At 58.4% G+C, this 17,022-nt stretch carries 14 protein-coding genes; 13 read left to right on the forward strand and 1 reads right to left on the reverse strand.

Features of this window, described 5'->3' with window-relative positions:
* Positions 1–157: 157 nt before the first annotated feature.
* From K5D32_RS19350 to K5D32_RS19370, 5 genes are all read left to right on the forward strand, one after another.
* Positions 158–3,055, forward strand: a complete 2,898-nt coding sequence (locus tag K5D32_RS19350) for an aldehyde dehydrogenase family protein (protein ID WP_221601449.1) — start codon at positions 158–160, stop codon at positions 3,053–3,055.
* Between the two features lie 39 nt (positions 3,056–3,094).
* A complete protein-coding gene (locus K5D32_RS19355) occupies positions 3,095–4,252 on the forward strand; it encodes an MFS transporter (protein WP_221594368.1) in 1,158 nt (385 codons plus the stop codon).
* Between the two features lie 220 nt (positions 4,253–4,472).
* The gene (locus K5D32_RS19360; protein ID WP_221601451.1) at positions 4,473–5,225 is read left to right on the forward strand and encodes an ABC transporter substrate-binding protein; all 753 of its coding nucleotides are present in this window, start codon (positions 4,473–4,475) and stop codon (positions 5,223–5,225) included.
* A gap of 109 nt (positions 5,226–5,334) precedes the next feature.
* Positions 5,335–7,011 (forward strand): acid phosphatase, encoded by a 1,677-nt coding sequence (acpA, locus tag K5D32_RS19365; RefSeq protein WP_221601453.1) that lies wholly within the window; start codon positions 5,335–5,337, stop codon positions 7,009–7,011.
* A gap of 105 nt (positions 7,012–7,116) precedes the next feature.
* A complete protein-coding gene (locus K5D32_RS19370) occupies positions 7,117–7,614 on the forward strand; it encodes an N-acetylmuramoyl-L-alanine amidase (protein WP_260407457.1) in 498 nt (165 codons plus the stop codon).
* Between the two features lie 48 nt (positions 7,615–7,662).
* On the opposite strand, the gene K5D32_RS19375 is transcribed toward K5D32_RS19370, so the two are convergent.
* Positions 7,663–8,556, reverse strand: coding sequence for a LysR family transcriptional regulator (locus K5D32_RS19375; protein ID WP_260407459.1), 894 nt, complete (start codon positions 8,554–8,556; stop codon positions 7,663–7,665).
* A 520-nt stretch (positions 8,557–9,076) separates the two neighbouring features.
* On the opposite strand from K5D32_RS19375, the gene K5D32_RS19380 reads away from it, so the two are divergent.
* From K5D32_RS19380 to argE, 8 genes are all read left to right on the forward strand, one after another.
* Entirely contained in the window at positions 9,077–10,597 is a 1,521-nt protein-coding gene (locus tag K5D32_RS19380) for an amino acid ABC transporter permease/ATP-binding protein (protein ID WP_221601458.1), read from the forward strand.
* Positions 10,598–10,628: 31 nt separating this feature from the next.
* Positions 10,629–11,501, forward strand: a complete 873-nt coding sequence (locus K5D32_RS19385; RefSeq protein WP_221576487.1) for a phytanoyl-CoA dioxygenase family protein — start codon at positions 10,629–10,631, stop codon at positions 11,499–11,501.
* Positions 11,502–11,528: 27 nt separating this feature from the next.
* A complete protein-coding gene (locus K5D32_RS19390) occupies positions 11,529–12,362 on the forward strand; it encodes a transporter substrate-binding domain-containing protein (RefSeq protein WP_221601460.1) in 834 nt (277 codons plus the stop codon).
* A 58-nt stretch (positions 12,363–12,420) separates the two neighbouring features.
* Positions 12,421–13,152 (forward strand): class II aldolase and adducin N-terminal domain-containing protein, encoded by a 732-nt coding sequence (locus tag K5D32_RS19395; RefSeq protein WP_221594361.1) that lies wholly within the window; start codon positions 12,421–12,423, stop codon positions 13,150–13,152.
* Positions 13,153–13,278: 126 nt separating this feature from the next.
* Complete coding sequence (locus K5D32_RS19400; RefSeq protein WP_221601462.1) at positions 13,279–14,580, forward strand: NAD(P)/FAD-dependent oxidoreductase; 1,302 nt, start codon at positions 13,279–13,281, stop codon at positions 14,578–14,580.
* A 41-nt stretch (positions 14,581–14,621) separates the two neighbouring features.
* The gene (locus tag K5D32_RS19405) at positions 14,622–15,038 is read left to right on the forward strand and encodes a RidA family protein (protein ID WP_025259295.1); all 417 of its coding nucleotides are present in this window, start codon (positions 14,622–14,624) and stop codon (positions 15,036–15,038) included.
* An 11-nt stretch (positions 15,039–15,049) separates the two neighbouring features.
* On the forward strand, positions 15,050–15,727 hold the full coding sequence (locus K5D32_RS19410; RefSeq protein ID WP_221601464.1) for a DUF1028 domain-containing protein: 678 nt from the start codon (positions 15,050–15,052) through the stop codon (positions 15,725–15,727).
* The gene (gene argE, locus K5D32_RS19415; RefSeq protein ID WP_221601466.1) at positions 15,724–16,872 is read left to right on the forward strand and encodes an acetylornithine deacetylase; all 1,149 of its coding nucleotides are present in this window, start codon (positions 15,724–15,726) and stop codon (positions 16,870–16,872) included. The genes K5D32_RS19410 and argE overlap by 4 nt, the downstream gene beginning before the upstream one ends.
* The last annotated feature ends 150 nt before the right edge of the window (positions 16,873–17,022 follow it).

Raw genomic sequence — 17,022 nt, forward strand, 5'->3', positions numbered from 1 at the left:
CCTTCTCGCCTCCCCTCTGAAAAAACACCCACTCGCCATTGGGCCTTGCCGCCTTTGCGATTCGGGGCTTTGCCGTGTCTGTCAGCGATGAAGTCATCGCTTTTTACATCACGTCCTGCGGGGGACGGTTAATTGCATCAAACAGGAAGTTCATTGCATGTGGTGGAAAAGTCTTGCTCGGCAAATTCAGGAAAGAACTGCCGATAATAAAGAAACCGTTGCCTTCGGCGCGGGTTTTGGTCCCTCCGGGCTGCCTCATATCGGCACTTTGTGTGAGGTGCTGCGCGTCAGCATTGTCAGAACAGCGTTTGAACGAATATCCGGCAGGGAAACCCGACTTCTTATTGTTTCCGACGATATGGACGCCCTGAGGAAAGTGCCTGCGACCTTTGCTCAGCCACAGGCTCTACAGAGCTGCCTGGGATTACCATTGTGCGATATTCCCGACCCGTTCGAGAAAGCGAGAAGTCTGTCTGCTGGCATAAACGCCAGACTTGATGATGCACTGGCACCTTATGGGCTGGATTATCAACTGATAGAAAACAGTACGCTTTACCGGTCCGGCTACTACAACCCGACCATTCGACAGTTTCTCGCTCGAATGGAGTCGATCAATCAGGTGGTGGCCTCACGTCTGGGGATCACCCGCAGAAAGAGCTACAGCATGTTCATGCCCGTGTCGCGATTTTCCGGACGGATCATTGAGCATCTGGTCGTCCGCAACGTGGACCTTCAGCGAGGAGAGATAACGTATCGGATTCCCCCGGATCTGCTGATCAACAGACCCGGCGAGGAATACAGTATTACTTCTCAGGAATACTACACCGATGAGCCAATTGGCGAGGATATCACCACGTCGGTATTGGACGGACACTGCAAATTACAATGGAAAGCCGATTGGGCAATGCGCCTGATTCACCGCAATATCTCTTTTGAAATGCATGGCGAGGACCTGACGGACTCCGCGAATACCGTGCGTGATATCTGCGCAGTTCTGGAAGTACAAGCTCCGATCCTGATGAAGTACGGGCTCTTTACCGATATTGCCGGCAAGAAAATATCCAAAAGCAAAGGCAACGGTTTCTCGCTGGAGCAAGTCAGCAAGTACATGCCTGAAGAAGCGTTGCAGCATTTCATGTTCAGCAACCCTTACCGCACTACCCGCTTTCACCCACAGGTGTCGATCAAAGCGTATGACGATTACCGTGCCGACCATGCACGACTGGTGGCAGGAGACGATGACAACCCGGTTGCTTATTTCCACCGCCAACCGACTCATCGCAAACGCATCTCCACCTACCAGCGGATACTGAACATCCTGACCGCCTGTCATCCCGGTGATATTGATGCGGCTTACCATTACCTGCTCAAGCACGAAAAAATCCGCCAGGACATTCTTGCGGATGAAACCTTCACCCACGTCATACAGAAAGCGTTTACCTACTATCAGGAAAGGATTGCCCCGCGCTTCAAGCCACGCCTGATCAACGAGTACGCCGAATCACTGCTGTACCAACTGTCAGAACAGCTCAAACAACGGATGACGGACACACCGCTCACCCACCTCTTTGATCAGGTTGGCGCCCCCAGTCACGACATGGCTTACCGGATGCTGTATGCCTGCCTGTTCGGTGAGGAAAGCGGACCACGGCTGGAGGAATACATCACTCGCATGGGCGTGCAGGCTTTTTGTATGGAACTCGAATCACGGATCGAACAGGCAGTTAATCACAGGGAGAGTGAAACCATGAGTACGCAAGTCAATCACGCCATTACCGAGTTGCCTGACACACAGCGCTCGCCCCTTCTTGTGCCGGCATCAGGCAGCGGACGAGTTCTGGAGGCCATCGACTTTCTGGAGGTCAAGGCACGTGCCGCAGCCTTTGCGCAGCATCTTCGAGACAATAAAGAAGCGATTGCCGAGAGCCTTTCAGGATTCGAGTGCTACAACGTAGCGGTGGATGAAATCGAACGTTGCGTCGAGCTTCTGGAGAACCTGGAACTCAATAGCCCGTTCTTTGAGCGCAAGGTGCATTGCGTCACCAGTTATCTGCCACTCAACCAACCGATCTATGCAACGACATGCTTTGGCATCGTTCCTTCATTGATGGCCGATGAAGCCTGGCTTCGACCGCCGACCGCCATGCATTCGCACTATAAAAAACTGCTGGAATCCCTGCAGCTGGCGCGTTTCTTCCCGAACCTGAATATTTCTTTCGCCGATAAAGAGACATTCGTCAGCCAGACTGCCGCTATCTCTGATGCGGTGATCTTTACCGGCACACCGGAAAACGCGACCAAGGTCCGCAAGTCCTACCTCAAGCGTACCTTGTTCATTCTCAACGGAGCGGGCCATAACCCCTTGGTAGTGGCTGCCGATGCCTCGATCGACACCGCCATCGAAAGTGCCCTGCGAGTGGTGCTTTACAATCAGGGGCAGGATTGCGCCGGTCCCAACAGCATTCTGGTCCACCAGGATATCCATGCCGAATTCATTCATCGCCTGCGCGAAGAGTTGTCCAAGTGCGAGGGGCATGTGGGTGACTATGCCTGCAAAGAGAATATCGTCGGACCTAACAGCGACCCTGATCACACCCTGAAAGTCGTAAAAATGTTCAAGGAGTATCGGGAGCACTGCACTTACGGCGGTGAAATCAACCCGATCAGTGGATTGATACGCCCCACCGTGTTTGAACGACCGTTGTCGCTGGGAGGCAATTACAAAGAGTTCTTTGCCCCGGTGTTTTTCGTGCAACCTTATGAAGAAGACGCCGAACTGGCGAGCTACTTTGAACACCCTCTTTATGCACCCAACTCCATGTACGTGTCGCTGTTTGGCAGCAGCCTCTATATCGATGAGCTGGTGGCACGCGGAAAACATGACACACAGACCGTACTCAAGAACACCGACCTGCATGTAGTGGAGAAAGGCTATAACCCCTACGGCGGTCACGGGGTTGCGGCGTCCTGCCTCTACGTGAACGGTGTCCGGATTGCCAAACCGACGTTACCGCAACGTGACATCCACGAACATCTTGTGGCGGCTGGAGCATGAATGGGCTGCCTGGACAACAGCAGGCCCGAGGTATGAGCGATGAATAAAATGCTGTTGGCGGCTCTGATACTGGGAGTCTCCATCGTTGGCCTGACCATCGGTTCGACCGTGCCAGTGGTTGCGTTGCGCCTTTATGAGGCACAGGCTTCGAGCGTTCATATCGGTGTGATGTCTGCACTGCCAGCGGCCGGCATCATATTGTCGGCCTTTATGGTGGACTGGATCAGCCAGCGCTTGAGCCGAAGACACATCTACATGGGGTGCTTCGCGCTATCGGCCCTCAGCGTTGCAGCCATCGAGGTATTCGCATCGACGCTCTACGGCCTGGCTCTGGCCAGGCTGGTGATGGGCGTGGCCGCCGGGCTCATCATCATTATCGGAGAATCCTGGGTCAATGAAATCGCCGAGGACTCCCATCGAGGAAGGATCGTTGCGATCTACACCACCTGCTTCACGATCTTTCAAGTGATGGGACCAGGCATGGTGGCCATGTTCGGCACCGCAGGACTACAGGTGATCGGTGTGGTGGTGCTCGGGAATCTGCTGGCACTGGGGACGATCAGCTTCACCTTGCCCCGGCAGGTGATCTGGCACGGACACTCGCAAAGCAAAACCTTCTCGGTGCTGGGCTTCATTCAAGTTGCACCGGCGCTCTGCATGGGCATCATCTTCTTCTCGTTCTTCGATAGCGTGATCCTGTCGATGTTTCCGGTTTATGCCGCCGAACACGGCTACACCGTCAAACTCGCCGCACTGATGGTGACAGTAATACTGCTCGGCGATGCCGCTCTGCAGTTTCCGCTGGGCTGGCTATCGGACAAGGTTTCCCGGCCTCTGGTCTACCTGGGTTGCGGGGTCCTGTCTCTGGCCATCGGAGCGTGCCTGCCATGGCTGATGAACCATCCCTTGCTACTCTGGCCAAGCCTGATCGTACTCGGGGCCGTTGCAGGCGGGGTTTACACCCTGGCAATCATTCTGATCGGCGAAGGCTTCAAAGGTCAGGATCTGGTCACGGCGAATGCCAGCGCCGGCTTTTTGTGGGGGGTAGGCAGCCTGCTTGGACCACTGGTCAGCGGCGCAGCGATGACCACCAGTGCTCACGGCCTGCCCCTGGCACTGTCGGCGGCCGCTATGCTGCTGGTGTTGTTTACATTACCAATGCTCAGGAGAACGATGCGTATCAAGGCGCTGGGTTGAGGTTCAGACCGGGCTTCAGGACATTCGGGGGAAGGACGTGTAAAAACGCCTGTTAAAAGCGTTATCCGCAAAACGCGGCTACATTCCCTCAGAGCCCGTCAGGATAGTCATGGATTTCACCAGCGGATGCACAACCACGAGCTGAACGAATGACGTGCAAGGGCACTCTGTATGCGGTCTTTTAAAAGCCGCATAGTGCGGATTGTGGCTGGGGCCCTCCATGCGTCGAAACCCGATTCTGTTGTGCATTTCATTTCTGTTCAGCCCATTGATCAGCGCCGCCGAAACCCCGCTGCGCTTTTCCGTGGCCGAAAGCTGGTCGATGCCCTTGATCCGTATCGAGAACCACCAGCCCACTTCCGGCATCCTGTTCGACATCATGCAGAGCCTGACGCATCAGTTAGGCAGAACCGCCGAGTACCACGTGCTGCCACGTCTGCGCGTTCAGCCGGCGCTGGAGCACGGCGAAGTGGATGTGCGCTGCTACACCGCCAAGGCCTGGGTGCCGGAGCTGTCGGGGGATTATCTGTGGAGCGTGCCAGTCATGTATCAGCGCGACCTGCTGATCGCATCAGCCGAAACCGCGGCAGGCCCTTACCCCGATCAGTTCGATCATGAAACCATCGGCACCGTGCTGGGATACAGCTACCCGACCATGGATCATTTGTTCGCCAACCACAAACTGGTGCGTGAAGACGCACGCAGCCAGGAGCATGCATTGCGCAAACTCATCGCCGGTCGCTATCACTACGCGATTGCCAGCCAACTGGTCATGGACTGGATCAACCGCGATCTGCCCGACCACAAACGCCTCGAGGCCGTTTCAAGGATCAGCGAACAGGAAACCGGCTGCATCGTGCGCAATGACCCGGACATCCCCGCGCAGGAAATCCTCAACACTCTGGCGCGCATGAAGGCCTCGGGAGAGATCCAGCGGATCATCGATCGGTACACAACAGCCCCCGCTCCATGAAGAATCGTCGCCCCTGCGCTCGCCACTGATTTCTGTAGCAATATCGTCATAAAGCCTCGATACGCTCCACGGAAATCTTTAGTAACAATTACGCGAGCAGGTAATCCGCATGAGCGACAGACCAGACGACGACTCACAAACCAACCCAAGCCGTCGCCGCTTTCTGGGAGGCATGGCGGCACTGGGCGCAGGCGTCACCCTTGGCGGATACGCCAACGCCCAGCAAAAACCACCTGCCCACGCTGAAAAGCACCTGACCGGCGCCCAACTGGACAAGGCATTAAAGAAGAACATCAAGACCGTCGTCGTCATCTACGCCGAGAACCGCAGCTTCAATAACCTGTTCGCTGACTTCCCCGGCGTCGAAAAACCGCTGTCGGCCCTCAAGCCTGCCGACTACCAGCAACACGACCGCGACGGCTCCTTGCTCAAGACCCTGCCACCCGCCTGGGGCGGCGTCCTGCAGCTCGGGCCACAGACGGTCGATGGCGTCACCTACCCCGCTGGCGTGCAATATCAGGAAAACCTGCCCAACGCGCCCTTCCCGCTCAAAGGCCCGAATGGCGAAGACCTGCCCTTGAGCCTTGTCACTCGCGACCTGTGGCACGTCTTCTATCAGAACCAGATGCAAATCAACGAAGGCAAGAACGACCGTTTCGTGGCCTGGGCCGATGCGGGCGGGCTGACCATGGGCACTTACCCGCAAAGCCAATATTCGCTGCGCCTGTGGGACGTCGCCAAGGAATTCGTGCTCTGTGACAACTTCTTCCAGGGCGCTTTTGGCGGATCGTTCCTCAACCACCAGTACCTGATTTCGGCTACCGCGCCGTTCTACCCGGACGCCGCCAACTCTGCCGCCAAGGCCCAGATCGCCATCCTGCAAAGTGACGACCCGCTGGACACGTGCCTCAAACCGCTGGAAAAATCCCCGGCCAGCGCCCTGGAAGGTCCGCCACAATTCGGCCCAAGCGCCCTCACGCCAGACGGCTACGCGGTCAACACCCTCGCCCCGCCCTACTGGCCGACCTGGCTGCGCGACCCGCAAAACCCGGATTACTCAAAACCGGACCTGGCCAACGTGCTGGTGCCCCAGAGCCACGACCACATCGGCGACAAACTGTCGAAGCAAGGCGTCGAATGGGCCTGGTATGCCGGCGCCTGGCAAGTCACGCTGGACGAGTTCAAGGACTCCACCGGCATCCCGAAAATCCCCAACTTCCAGTACCACCACCAGCCGTTCAACTACTTCAAGCAGCAAGGCCCGGAGAACCCGGCCGAGCGCAAGAAACGCTTGCGCGATGGCGGCCTGGGCGATGAGTCCAGCACCAACAGGTTCTTGGCAGACGCCGAGGCCGGCAAGCTGCCTGCCGTGACCTTCTACAAACCCCAGGGCAACCTGAACATGCACGCCGGTTACGCTGACGTCGCTTCCGGCGACCGACATATCGACCGGGTCATCAAAGTGCTGCGCAACAGCCCGCAGTGGGAAAACATGGTGATCGTCATCACAGTGGACGAAAACGGCGGCTGGTGGGACCACGTTGCGCCACCAAAGGGCGACCGTTTCGGCCCCGGCACACGCATCCCGGCAATCGTCGTCTCGCCCTTTGCCCGCAAAGGCACGGTGGACCATACCGTTTACGACACTGCCTCAATCCTGCGCCTGATTACACGGGTTCACGGGCTTGAAAAGCTCGATGGCCTCAAGCGTCGCGACGACGCCATGCATGCCCGTGGCCAGACACCCATGGGCGACCTGACCAATGCGCTGCAATTTCCCACCTGAATGGCCGAAAAGCCTGTCAGCCGCTGTACACGGCGGCTGACTTGAGGCACAGGCCGCTCTCGTATTCCTTACAAGGTTCCAATCACCTTGCAAGGAATGCAGCCCATGAACCAGACCTCAACCCCTTCTACGCTCAAGGATCGGACCAGCACCGACCTCATCGTCGTCCATTGTTCCGCCACCGGCCCCAACGCCGATATCGGCGTGCGTGAAATCACCCAATGGCATATCCAGCGCGGCTTCGACACCGTGGGCTACCACTATGTCATCCGCCGCAATGGAGAACTGGAAACCGGACGCGCAGAAAGCACCATCGGTGCCCACGTCAAAGGCCATAACAGCAACTCCGTCGGTGTTTGCCTGGCAGGCGGCGTCGATGCCAGAAACAAACCTGAAAACAACTTCACCCCCGCGCAGTTTGCGACCCTGGAAACCCTGTTACAGCAACTCCAAAGCCGCTACCCCGCTGCACGCATCCTCGGCCACCGCGACCTGTCACCCGACCGCAATGGCGACGGCAAGATCACGCCTGACGAGTTCATCAAGGCGTGCCCTTCGTTTGATACAGGCGAATGGTGGGCGAGTCGAGCTGACGCGCGTTAAGCAATCAGTGCAAAGCCCTTCGCTGCATGAGGCAAGCACCTGCTTACCTCATGCACGGGGTTCTATCACGCTCGCTGCAACATTTGCAGGCGGTGCCAGCTCGACCGTGCGGCAGTAATCCATAAACAGCCGGGTAGCACGTGTCGGCTGGTTGTTGCGCAGATAGGCCATGACCAGCGTCGACGCAGGCATGTCATCTTCAATATCCAGCTGGGCCAGTAGCTCGCCGTCGTAGGTCATGTTGGTGCAGGGACGAGTGACCAATACCGAAAAACCCAGCCCCTGGCCGACCATGCAGCGCACCATTTCAATCGACGGTGAACTGTACGCAACCACGGGCGAATAACCCTTTTCGGTAAAGATATCGATGAAGTAGGTTCTGCTGGGCACGGCATCCAGCAGGATCATTGGCTCCTGGCTCAGCTCGCGCAGCGTGACGGTTTTTTTCTGTGCCAGAGGATGAGCTGCCGGCAGCAGCGCATAAGGCTTGTGCGGCGCGTTCAACTCTTCTTTATTGATGGTGGCACCCAGCTCCAGGTCGTACAGAAACGCCAGGTCGAAACGGCCGCGGTGCAACCCGTGCATCAATTCGTGCTGCTCGCCATCACACAGTTGAATGGTGACATCGGGGTATAGACGCTTGAAACCTGCAACCAGCCGGGGCATATAAAGTGGCGCAGCCGATTCAAAGCAACCAATAGCGATAGTGCCACGGACATGTTTGTTATCCGCGCGCGAGTTCTGTTCAAGTTCTTCGGAAAGTCGCAAGAGCTCCTTAGCCTTCTCATACACTTTCCCGCCGCCTGACGTCAGGGAAACACCTTGCGCATGGTGGCGTACAAACAAAGGCTGATCAAATGCCTCTTCGAGATTCTTGATAGCCACTGAAATGGAAGGCTGAGAAATATGCAACTGTCGCGAGGCTTCGGCAATACTGTCCATTTCAACCGCAGTGACAAAATACTTGAGCTGTTTCAATGTAAAGTGAGTCACTGCTTACCCCGCTTTGTACCGCATTGCCTGAATAGCTTTTACCTATACCCTAGCGAAGACCATGCCAGCGCCCAGGTTTTGCGTCAATTCATTAATCGCATCGCCTGTTACCGATCACTCAGCCTGCTAAGCCGTGATAAAACCCAACAGTGGCGGGCCTTGCAGGACGACAGACTGCGCACTGAATGCGCGCAGCGATGCCCAAGCGTTTTATTGAGCGCCCTAAAAGTGCGCACTTCAGAGACATGAAAACCGCCATTCAGGCTCCTCACTCAAGAGCCATGCGATTCTCGCCATTACCGCCCACTTATCTGCTTAGGATTTTCCTATGCTATGGGCCAAAACTTACTATTTGGCGAGTGGACTTGGCATCAATCATGATGGCCACAGAAGGGAGAACAGAGAACGTTCACTATTCAACTTCGACAGGACGTCACCCATCACTATTCACTTGCCGAGCGAACTGACGATGACGTTTGATTGGAAATACATGTTTAGTCTGCTCAGCGATACCGAGTTCTGGATGGCGAGCTGGACCGTCATTCAGCTCAGTGTATTGACGTGGGTAATAAGTATTGTCTTGGGGTTTGTTCTGGCGCTGGCCAAACAATCGTCTCACCCCCTGATCAACTTGCCCGCTCGGGGTTATATCTGGTTATTCCGTAGTTTGCCTTTACTGGTCCTATTGATATTCATCTATAACTTGCCGCAAGTCGTACCCGCCACCTCGGCGGTACTGGCCAACCCCTTCTGGGCAGGCCTCATCGCCCTGGTAATCTGCGAAACCGCTTACGTCGCAGAAATCCATCGCGGCGGCCTGCTCTCCATCGCCAAAGGGCAAAGTGAAGCGGCCAGAGCCTTGGGGCTGAGCTTTGTCGGCACTCAATGGCGCATCGTGATTCCACAGGCACTTCGCGTAGCCCTGCCGTCGCTGACCAACGAATACATCTCCATCGTCAAACTCAGCTCACTGGTGTCGGTGATCTCGCTGACCGAGATCCTGATGGTAGGCCAGCGCCTCTACTCGCAGAACTTCCTGGTCATGGAAACCATGGCGGCAGTGGCCTTCTATTACGTGCTGATCGTCACCGTGTTCGACTTCCTGCTCAAGCGGCTGGAGCGCTACCTCGACGTCACTCAGCGCAAAGTGGTGCGCGAGCCGGATGCCGACATGCTCAAGCTCGCCACCCAACAGCACGCCGCCATTGACCGCCCCGTCTCTGATTTCGAAGGCCCCGCGCTACAGGCGACGCGCCTGCACAAGGCTTACAACGACATCGAAGTGCTGGGGGCCGTGAACCTGCAGATCCAGCCCGGTGAAGTGGTGTCGGTGATCGGGCCGTCGGGCTCGGGCAAGACCACGCTGATCCGCCTGCTCAACGGCCTTGAGCAGATCGATAACGGCGACATCAAGATCAACGGCAAGCCCTTCATTCACCTGACCCGCCAGGGCGCGCAAAAGCCACGTTATGTGGAACACACCGAGCACCGCATGAAGATCGGCATGGTGTTCCAGAGCTTCAACCTGTTCCCGCACCTGACCGTGCTCGACAACCTGCTGCTGGCCCCGCGCTACCACCGCCTGGCAACAACAAGTGAACTCAAGCAACAGGCCTACGAGCTGCTGCACAAGGTCGGCATGCTGGAACACGCCTGGAAATACCCGCATCAGTTGTCCGGCGGCCAGCAGCAGCGTGTGGCGATTGCCCGTGCCTTGATGATGCGCCCGCAAATCATGCTGTTCGACGAACCCACCTCGGCACTGGACCCGGAAAAGGTCAACGAGGTGCTACAGGTCATCGAAACCCTGGCTCAGGAAGGCATCACCATGGTCATCGTGACCCATGAGATGAACTTCGCCTTCAAGGTTTCCGACCGCATCGTATTCATGGAGAAGGGCCGCGTGGTGTGCGACGACAACCCACAGGCGCTGCGCAACGGCCAGCACCCACGCGTTGAAGCGTTTCTGAAAGATGTCTCGTTGGCTTGAACCTTAACGTTTTGTTTGATGGGAAAAGAACATGATCGAGCAATGGCAGATAGACCAGTTTCACGAACAGGGCTTTCTAGTAGTGGAAAACGTGCTGACCGCCCCTGAAGTGGCCGCGTTGCAGCAAGACTTCGACCACTGGGTAGAGAACAGCCGCAGCCAGGACAAGGCTTGGGGGCAGACCCTGGATGGTCGTCCACGTTTCGATCTGGAAAGCGACCATCGCCCCGATCACCCGTCGCTGCGCCGCGTGACCTCCCCCACGGAAATCTCGCAGGCGTACTACCAGACGGCATTCCAGTCGCGTATGGCAACCATTGCCGCGCAACTGATCGGCGGCAGCGGCACCCGTTTTCATCACAGCAAGATCAACTCCAAGCTGCCTCACACCGCCACTCAGGTGAAATGGCATCAGGACTTCCTGTTCACGCCGCACAGCAACGACGACCTGGTGACGGCCCTGCTGATGGTCAGCGACGTGACCCCGGAAAACGGCCCGCTCAATGTCGCGCCGGGCAGCCACAAGGGAGAACTCTGGTCCCATTGGCAGAACGGCCGCTTTACCGGTGCCGTGGAAGAAACCGTCATTGAAGAGCACTGCCAGCAACCGGTCGCCTGCTATGGCCCGTCGGGCTCGGTGTGCTTCATGCACACCCGCTTGCTGCACGCCTCAAGCCCCAATGAAACCGAATTCCCGCGCACCCTGTTCATCAGTGTCTATGCCGCCGAAGACGCCTTGCCCTTCGGTGAAAACCCGCTGCCCAGCGAGCACACCGGCCTGATGGTGGCGGGTGAGGAAAGCGGCCTGATTCGCAGCACCGTGCACCATATTCGCCTGCCACAGAAACCCAAGGGCGCTTCGTTTTTCGTGCAGCAAGCCGGAAATGACATTGCCACTGCCTGACCCCTACCCACTCTGCGAGGAATACCCATGAAGCTTTCAAGCCTGATTGTTCGCCCTGTTGCGCTGGCTGTATTGGGCGCTGCGCTTGCCATGTCCGCGTCAATGGCCTCGGCCTTCCAGCAACCGGGCAAGATCATCGCCGGTTCCGACATGACGTTCTTCCCCTATGAATACATGGAAAAGAACAAACCAGCCGGTTTCGACATCGAGTTCCTCGACGGGCTGGCGAAAGTGATGGGGATGACGGCAGAGAACATCGACACCCGCTTTCCCAACCTGATCGGTGGCCTGCAGGGCGGCAAATTCGATATCACCAACTCGTCGATGTACATCACCGCCGACCGCCTGAAAGTCATCGACATGATTCCCTACCTCAAGAGCGGTGAGTCCATTCTGGCCGTCAAGGGCAGCGCGTATCAGCCCAAGACTCCGGAAGACTTCTGTGGCCACAAGATCGGCTCCATGGCAGCAACCTCCTGGCTGCAACAACTGCAGAAACTCTCCGCCGAGTACTGCGTGAAAAACGGCCTGCCACCTATCGCGATCAGCGAATACGGCACCGACCCGCAAACGACCCAGGCCATGCTGGCCCACGCGGTTGAAGCACAGATCACAGACGCGGCCGTGGCTCGCGGCGTGGTGGAGAAACTGGGCAATCGGGTAGTGATCTCCTCCGAAACCCTGATCTACCCGGTGCTCAACGGCTTCGGTGTGAAAAAGGGCAACGATGTGGTCAAGAACGCTTTGATCGAAGGACTTGAGAAATACAGCAAGACCCCGGAATACGCCGCGTTGCTTGCGAAGTACAAGTTCCAGGCACCGACTGCCGACGACATCGCCACGCTGATGCCAAAACCCTGATAGCCCATGAACGTGCCCGGCCGTCACTGCGGGCACGCTCTACCGGAGTGCAATAACCATGGCCCTCAACTTCGAAGAACAGACGCGCATCGACCTGGCGGCGACCTTTCGCATCATCGCCCACCTGGGCATGCACGAAGCCGTTGCCAACCATTTCAGCGCAGCCCTGTCAGCCGACGGCAAAAAGTTTCTGCTCAACCCCAAGTGGAAACACTTCTCGCGCCTGCGCGCCAGCGACCTGTTGCTGCTGGACGCCGATGATGCCGAAGCCGCCCACCGGCCCGATGTGGATGCCACCGCCTGGTCCATCCATGGGCAGATCCACCAGCGCCTGCCCGATGCCCGCGTGGTGCTGCACTTGCACCCGATCTACACCACGGCAGTGGCGTGCCTGGCCAAGCCGCACATTCCGGCAATCGACCAGAACACCGCCCGCTACTTCAACCGCGTAGCCGTGGACGAGCTTTACGGCGGCATGGCCGACACCACAGCCGAAGGCGCACGCCTGACCGGCTTGCTGGAAGGCAAGAACCGTCTGCTGATGGGCAACCATGGCGTGATCGTCATTGCCCCGACCGTAGGCGAGGCCTTCGACGATATCTGGACCCTGGAACGCGCCTGCCAGATTCTGGTAACGGCATGGTCCACAGGCCAGCCACTGAAGATTCTGCCAGACGACGTCGCGGAGAAAACCGCCCGAGACTGGGAAAAAATCACCGATTTCTCTCACCAGCATTTTGAAGAAATGAAGCTGCTGATGATTCAGCAGGACCCTTCGCTGGTCGACTGACAACACCCGTTACTGACTCGATACACGTCTGCGGATGCCGTAGGACTCTTTACGCCTGCGCCCTGACGTTTCGCTACTTTTTTACGGCACCAACACGTCGAAAACGGCCTGTTGAAGGAGGCCAGGATGACCGAGAAAATCACAGAAATCGACACCCTCGTCGTGGGCGCGGGCCAGGCTGGCATCGCCATGAGCGAGCACCTGAGCCGCCTTGGCATCGAGCATCTGGTACTGGAAAAACACCGCGTTGCCGAAGCCTGGCGCAGTGGCCGCTGGGACTCGCTGGTCGCCAACGGCCCGGCCTGGCATGACCGCTTTCCGGGCCTTGAATTCGACATGGACCCGGATGGCTTCGCCGGCAAGGAACAGGTGGCCGATTACTTCGAGCGCTATGCACGCAAATTCGATGCGCCCATCAAGACCGGCGTAGAGGTCAAGCGCGTGACCCGTAATCAGGGGCGTTCCGGCTTCACCGTCGAAACCAGCGCAGGCACCTACGTGGTCAACCACCTGGTATCGGCGACCGGCCCGTTCCAGAAGCCCGTCATCCCGGCGATTGCTCCCAAGGATGACGCCCTGCACCAGATTCACTCGGCCCACTACTTCAACCCCCAACAACTGCCTGAAGGCGCAGTACTGGTAGTCGGCGCAGGCTCTTCCGGCGTGCAGATCGCCGAAGAACTGCTGCTCGCTGGCCGTCAGGTCTACCTGTCGGTCGGCCCTCACGACCGTCCGCCACGCGCCTACCGTGGCCGCGACTTCTGCTGGTGGCTGGGCGTACTAGGCCTGTGGGACAGCGAAACCGTGCAGCCCGGCAAAGAACACGTGACCATTGCGGTCAGCGGTGCCCGTGGCGGTTACACCGTGGACTTCCGTCGTCTGGCACAGGCTGGCATGACCCTGACCGGCCTGACCGAAAGTTTTGCCGAGGGCAAGGTGCGCTTCCAGAACGATCTGGTGGACAACCTCGACCGAGGCGACGAGAACTACCTGTCGCTGCTTGATGCCGCCGATGCCTATGCACAGCGCAATGGCCTGGACCTGCCGCTGGAACCCTCGGCCCGCGAGCGCGTGGCCGATGCCGCCTGCATCACTCACCCATTGCAGGAACTGGATCTGGCTGCCGCTGGTGTCACCTCGATCATCTGGGCCACGGGCTATTCCCAGGATTACAGCTGGCTGCAACTCGATGCCTTTGACGCCAACGGCAAACCTCGTCACCAGCGCGGCGTGTCCAGCGAACAAGGCCTGTACTTCGTCGGCCTGCCGTGGCTGTCGCGACGCGGCTCGGCCTTTATCTGGGGCGTGTGGCACGACGCCAAACACGTGGCTGACCAGATCGCCACCCAGCACAAATACCGTTCGTACGACCAGGGCAAACGTGTCATGCCCTCCCCTGTTGTCCAGTTGCGCAACGTCAACGGCTGATCACTTTATGGGAGCGCGAATCGCTCCCTCAGGAGTTTCATATGAGCACCCCGACCCACACTCGCATCCGCATGTTCAACACCAAGGACACCTACCCCAACCAGAGCCTGAACAACGACCTGTGCCAGGCCGTGCGTGCCGGCAACACCGTGTACGTGCGCGGCCAGGTGGGCACCGATTTCGACGGCAACCTGATCGGCCTTGGCGACCCCGCCGCACAGGCGAATCAGGCGATGAAAAACGTCAAGCAACTGCTGGAAGAAGCCGGCAGCGACCTGTCGCACATCGTCAAGACCACCACCTACATCATCGACCCGCGCTACCGCGAGCCGGTCTATCACGAAGTCGGCAAATGGCTCAAAGGCGTCTTCCCGATTTCCACAGGGCTGGTGGTATCGGCATTGGGTCAGCCGCAATGGCTGATGGAAATCGACGTGATCGCCGTCATCCCTGAATAAGGAGCACTGCCATGACCTTTTCCATTGCTGCACGCTGCGCAGAAACCGGCCAGTTGGGCATCGCCATCAGCTCATCGAGCATCGCCGTGGGCGCACGTTGCCCCTGGCTGAGCGCGGGAGTGGGCGCCGTATCCTCGCAGAACATCACCTTGCCCGCGCTGGGGCCTCGCACACTGGACCTCATCGACCAGGGCCTGTCGCCAGCCGAGGCACTGGAAGAGGCCCTGGCGGGCAACGTTTTCAGCGAGTACCGGCAAATCACGGCCATCGACCACACAGGGCGAACCGCGCATTTCAGCGGCAGCCAAACCCTGGGAACCCATAACGCCCGCAGCGGCGAACAGTGCGTGGTGGCTGGCAATATGCTTGCGAGCCCGGCCGTCATCGACGCCATGATCCAGGCGTTCGAGCAAAGCACAGGCCCCTTGGCCGAACGCCTGCTGCAAGCCATGCGTGCAGGCCTGACAGCAGGCGGCGAAGCCGGGCCGGTACATTCGGCAGCCGTGAAAGTGGTGGGCGAACCTTCCTGGCCCATCATCGACCTGCGTGTGGACTGGACCGACCACGACCCCATCGAAGCGTTGAACAACCTGTGGCAAGCCTACCGCCCCCAAATGCAGGACTACATCGACCGCGCCCTGAACCCCGCCAGCGCACCGGGTTACGGCGTGCCGGGGGATGAACGATGAGCACCAGCCGCGAGCTGCTGGCGCAACTGGTGGCCTTCGACACCACCAGCCGACTGTCCAACCTGGCCCTGATCGACTTCGTTCGTGACTACCTCGACAGCTTCGGGGTCGACTGCGAGCTGATCTACAACGCGCAAAAGACCAAAGCCAACCTGTTCGCCACCCTCGGCCCGACTGAAGTACCGGGCATCGTCCTGTCCGGGCACACCGATGTCGTGCCCGTGGACGGCCAGGCCTGGACCTTCCCGCCCTTCGAGCTGAGCGAAAGCGGCGGCAAACTCTACGGTCGCGGTACAGCCGACATGAAAGGCTACATCGCATGCGTGCTGGCACTGGTCCCGGCATTGACCCAAGCCTCGCTGCGCATGCCGGTACACATTGCCCTGTCCTACGATGAAGAAGTCGGCTGCCTGGGCGTGCGCTCATTGCTTGAGACGCTTCGCGCCCGCCCCGTAAAACCCTTGCTGTGCGTGATCGGCGAACCCACCGAACTCAAACCGGTGCTTGGCCACAAAGGCAAAGTGGCCGTGCGCTGCGAAGTCCACGGGGCGGCCTGCCATTCGGCCCATGCGCCCAGCGGCGTCAACGCCATCGAATACGCCGCGCAACTGATCTGCGAACTGGGCCGCCTCGGGGAAGCATTAAAAGCCGATACACAGGACCCGCGTTTTGACCCGCCCTTCTCCACTGTACAGACAGGCGTAATCGGCGGCGGCACCGCCTTGAACATCGTCCCCGCACAATGTCACTTCGACTTTGAAGTCCGCTCGCTCCCGGCCCTGGACCCGCAGCAGATCGTCACCGCCATGCACACCTACGCCCAGCACAACCTGCTGCCAGCCATGCGCGCCGTGAGCGGACAAAGCGACATCCGCTTTACCGAACTGTCGAGCTACCCAGGGCTGGACACCGCCATGCACAGCCAGGCAGCAGAGCTGATTGCACAGTTCTGCGGCTCCCGAGCATTCGGCACCGTCGCCTTCGGCACAGAAGGTGGACTGTTCGACCAGTCAGGCATCCCGGCTGTGGTCTGCGGGCCGGGCAGCATGGAACAAGGGCACAAGCCGGATGAGTTCATCAGCATCGAACAGCTTGAAGCCTGCGACAACATGCTGAAGCAAGTGCTGGCGTTTGCTTGTAACTGAGGCCCTGATACAACCCCGTAGGAGCGAATTCATTCGCGAACAAGGCAACACATATCCTCTGGCCTCTTCGCGAATAAATTCGCTCCTTGTATGTTGATCTGCACCCAACGAGAGAGGCTAGGCTTGGAGGGTGATATCAACAAGATGTGT

The organism is Pseudomonas cichorii (assembly GCF_019719005.1).
Lineage (GTDB): Bacteria > Pseudomonadota > Gammaproteobacteria > Pseudomonadales > Pseudomonadaceae > Aquipseudomonas > Aquipseudomonas cichorii_E.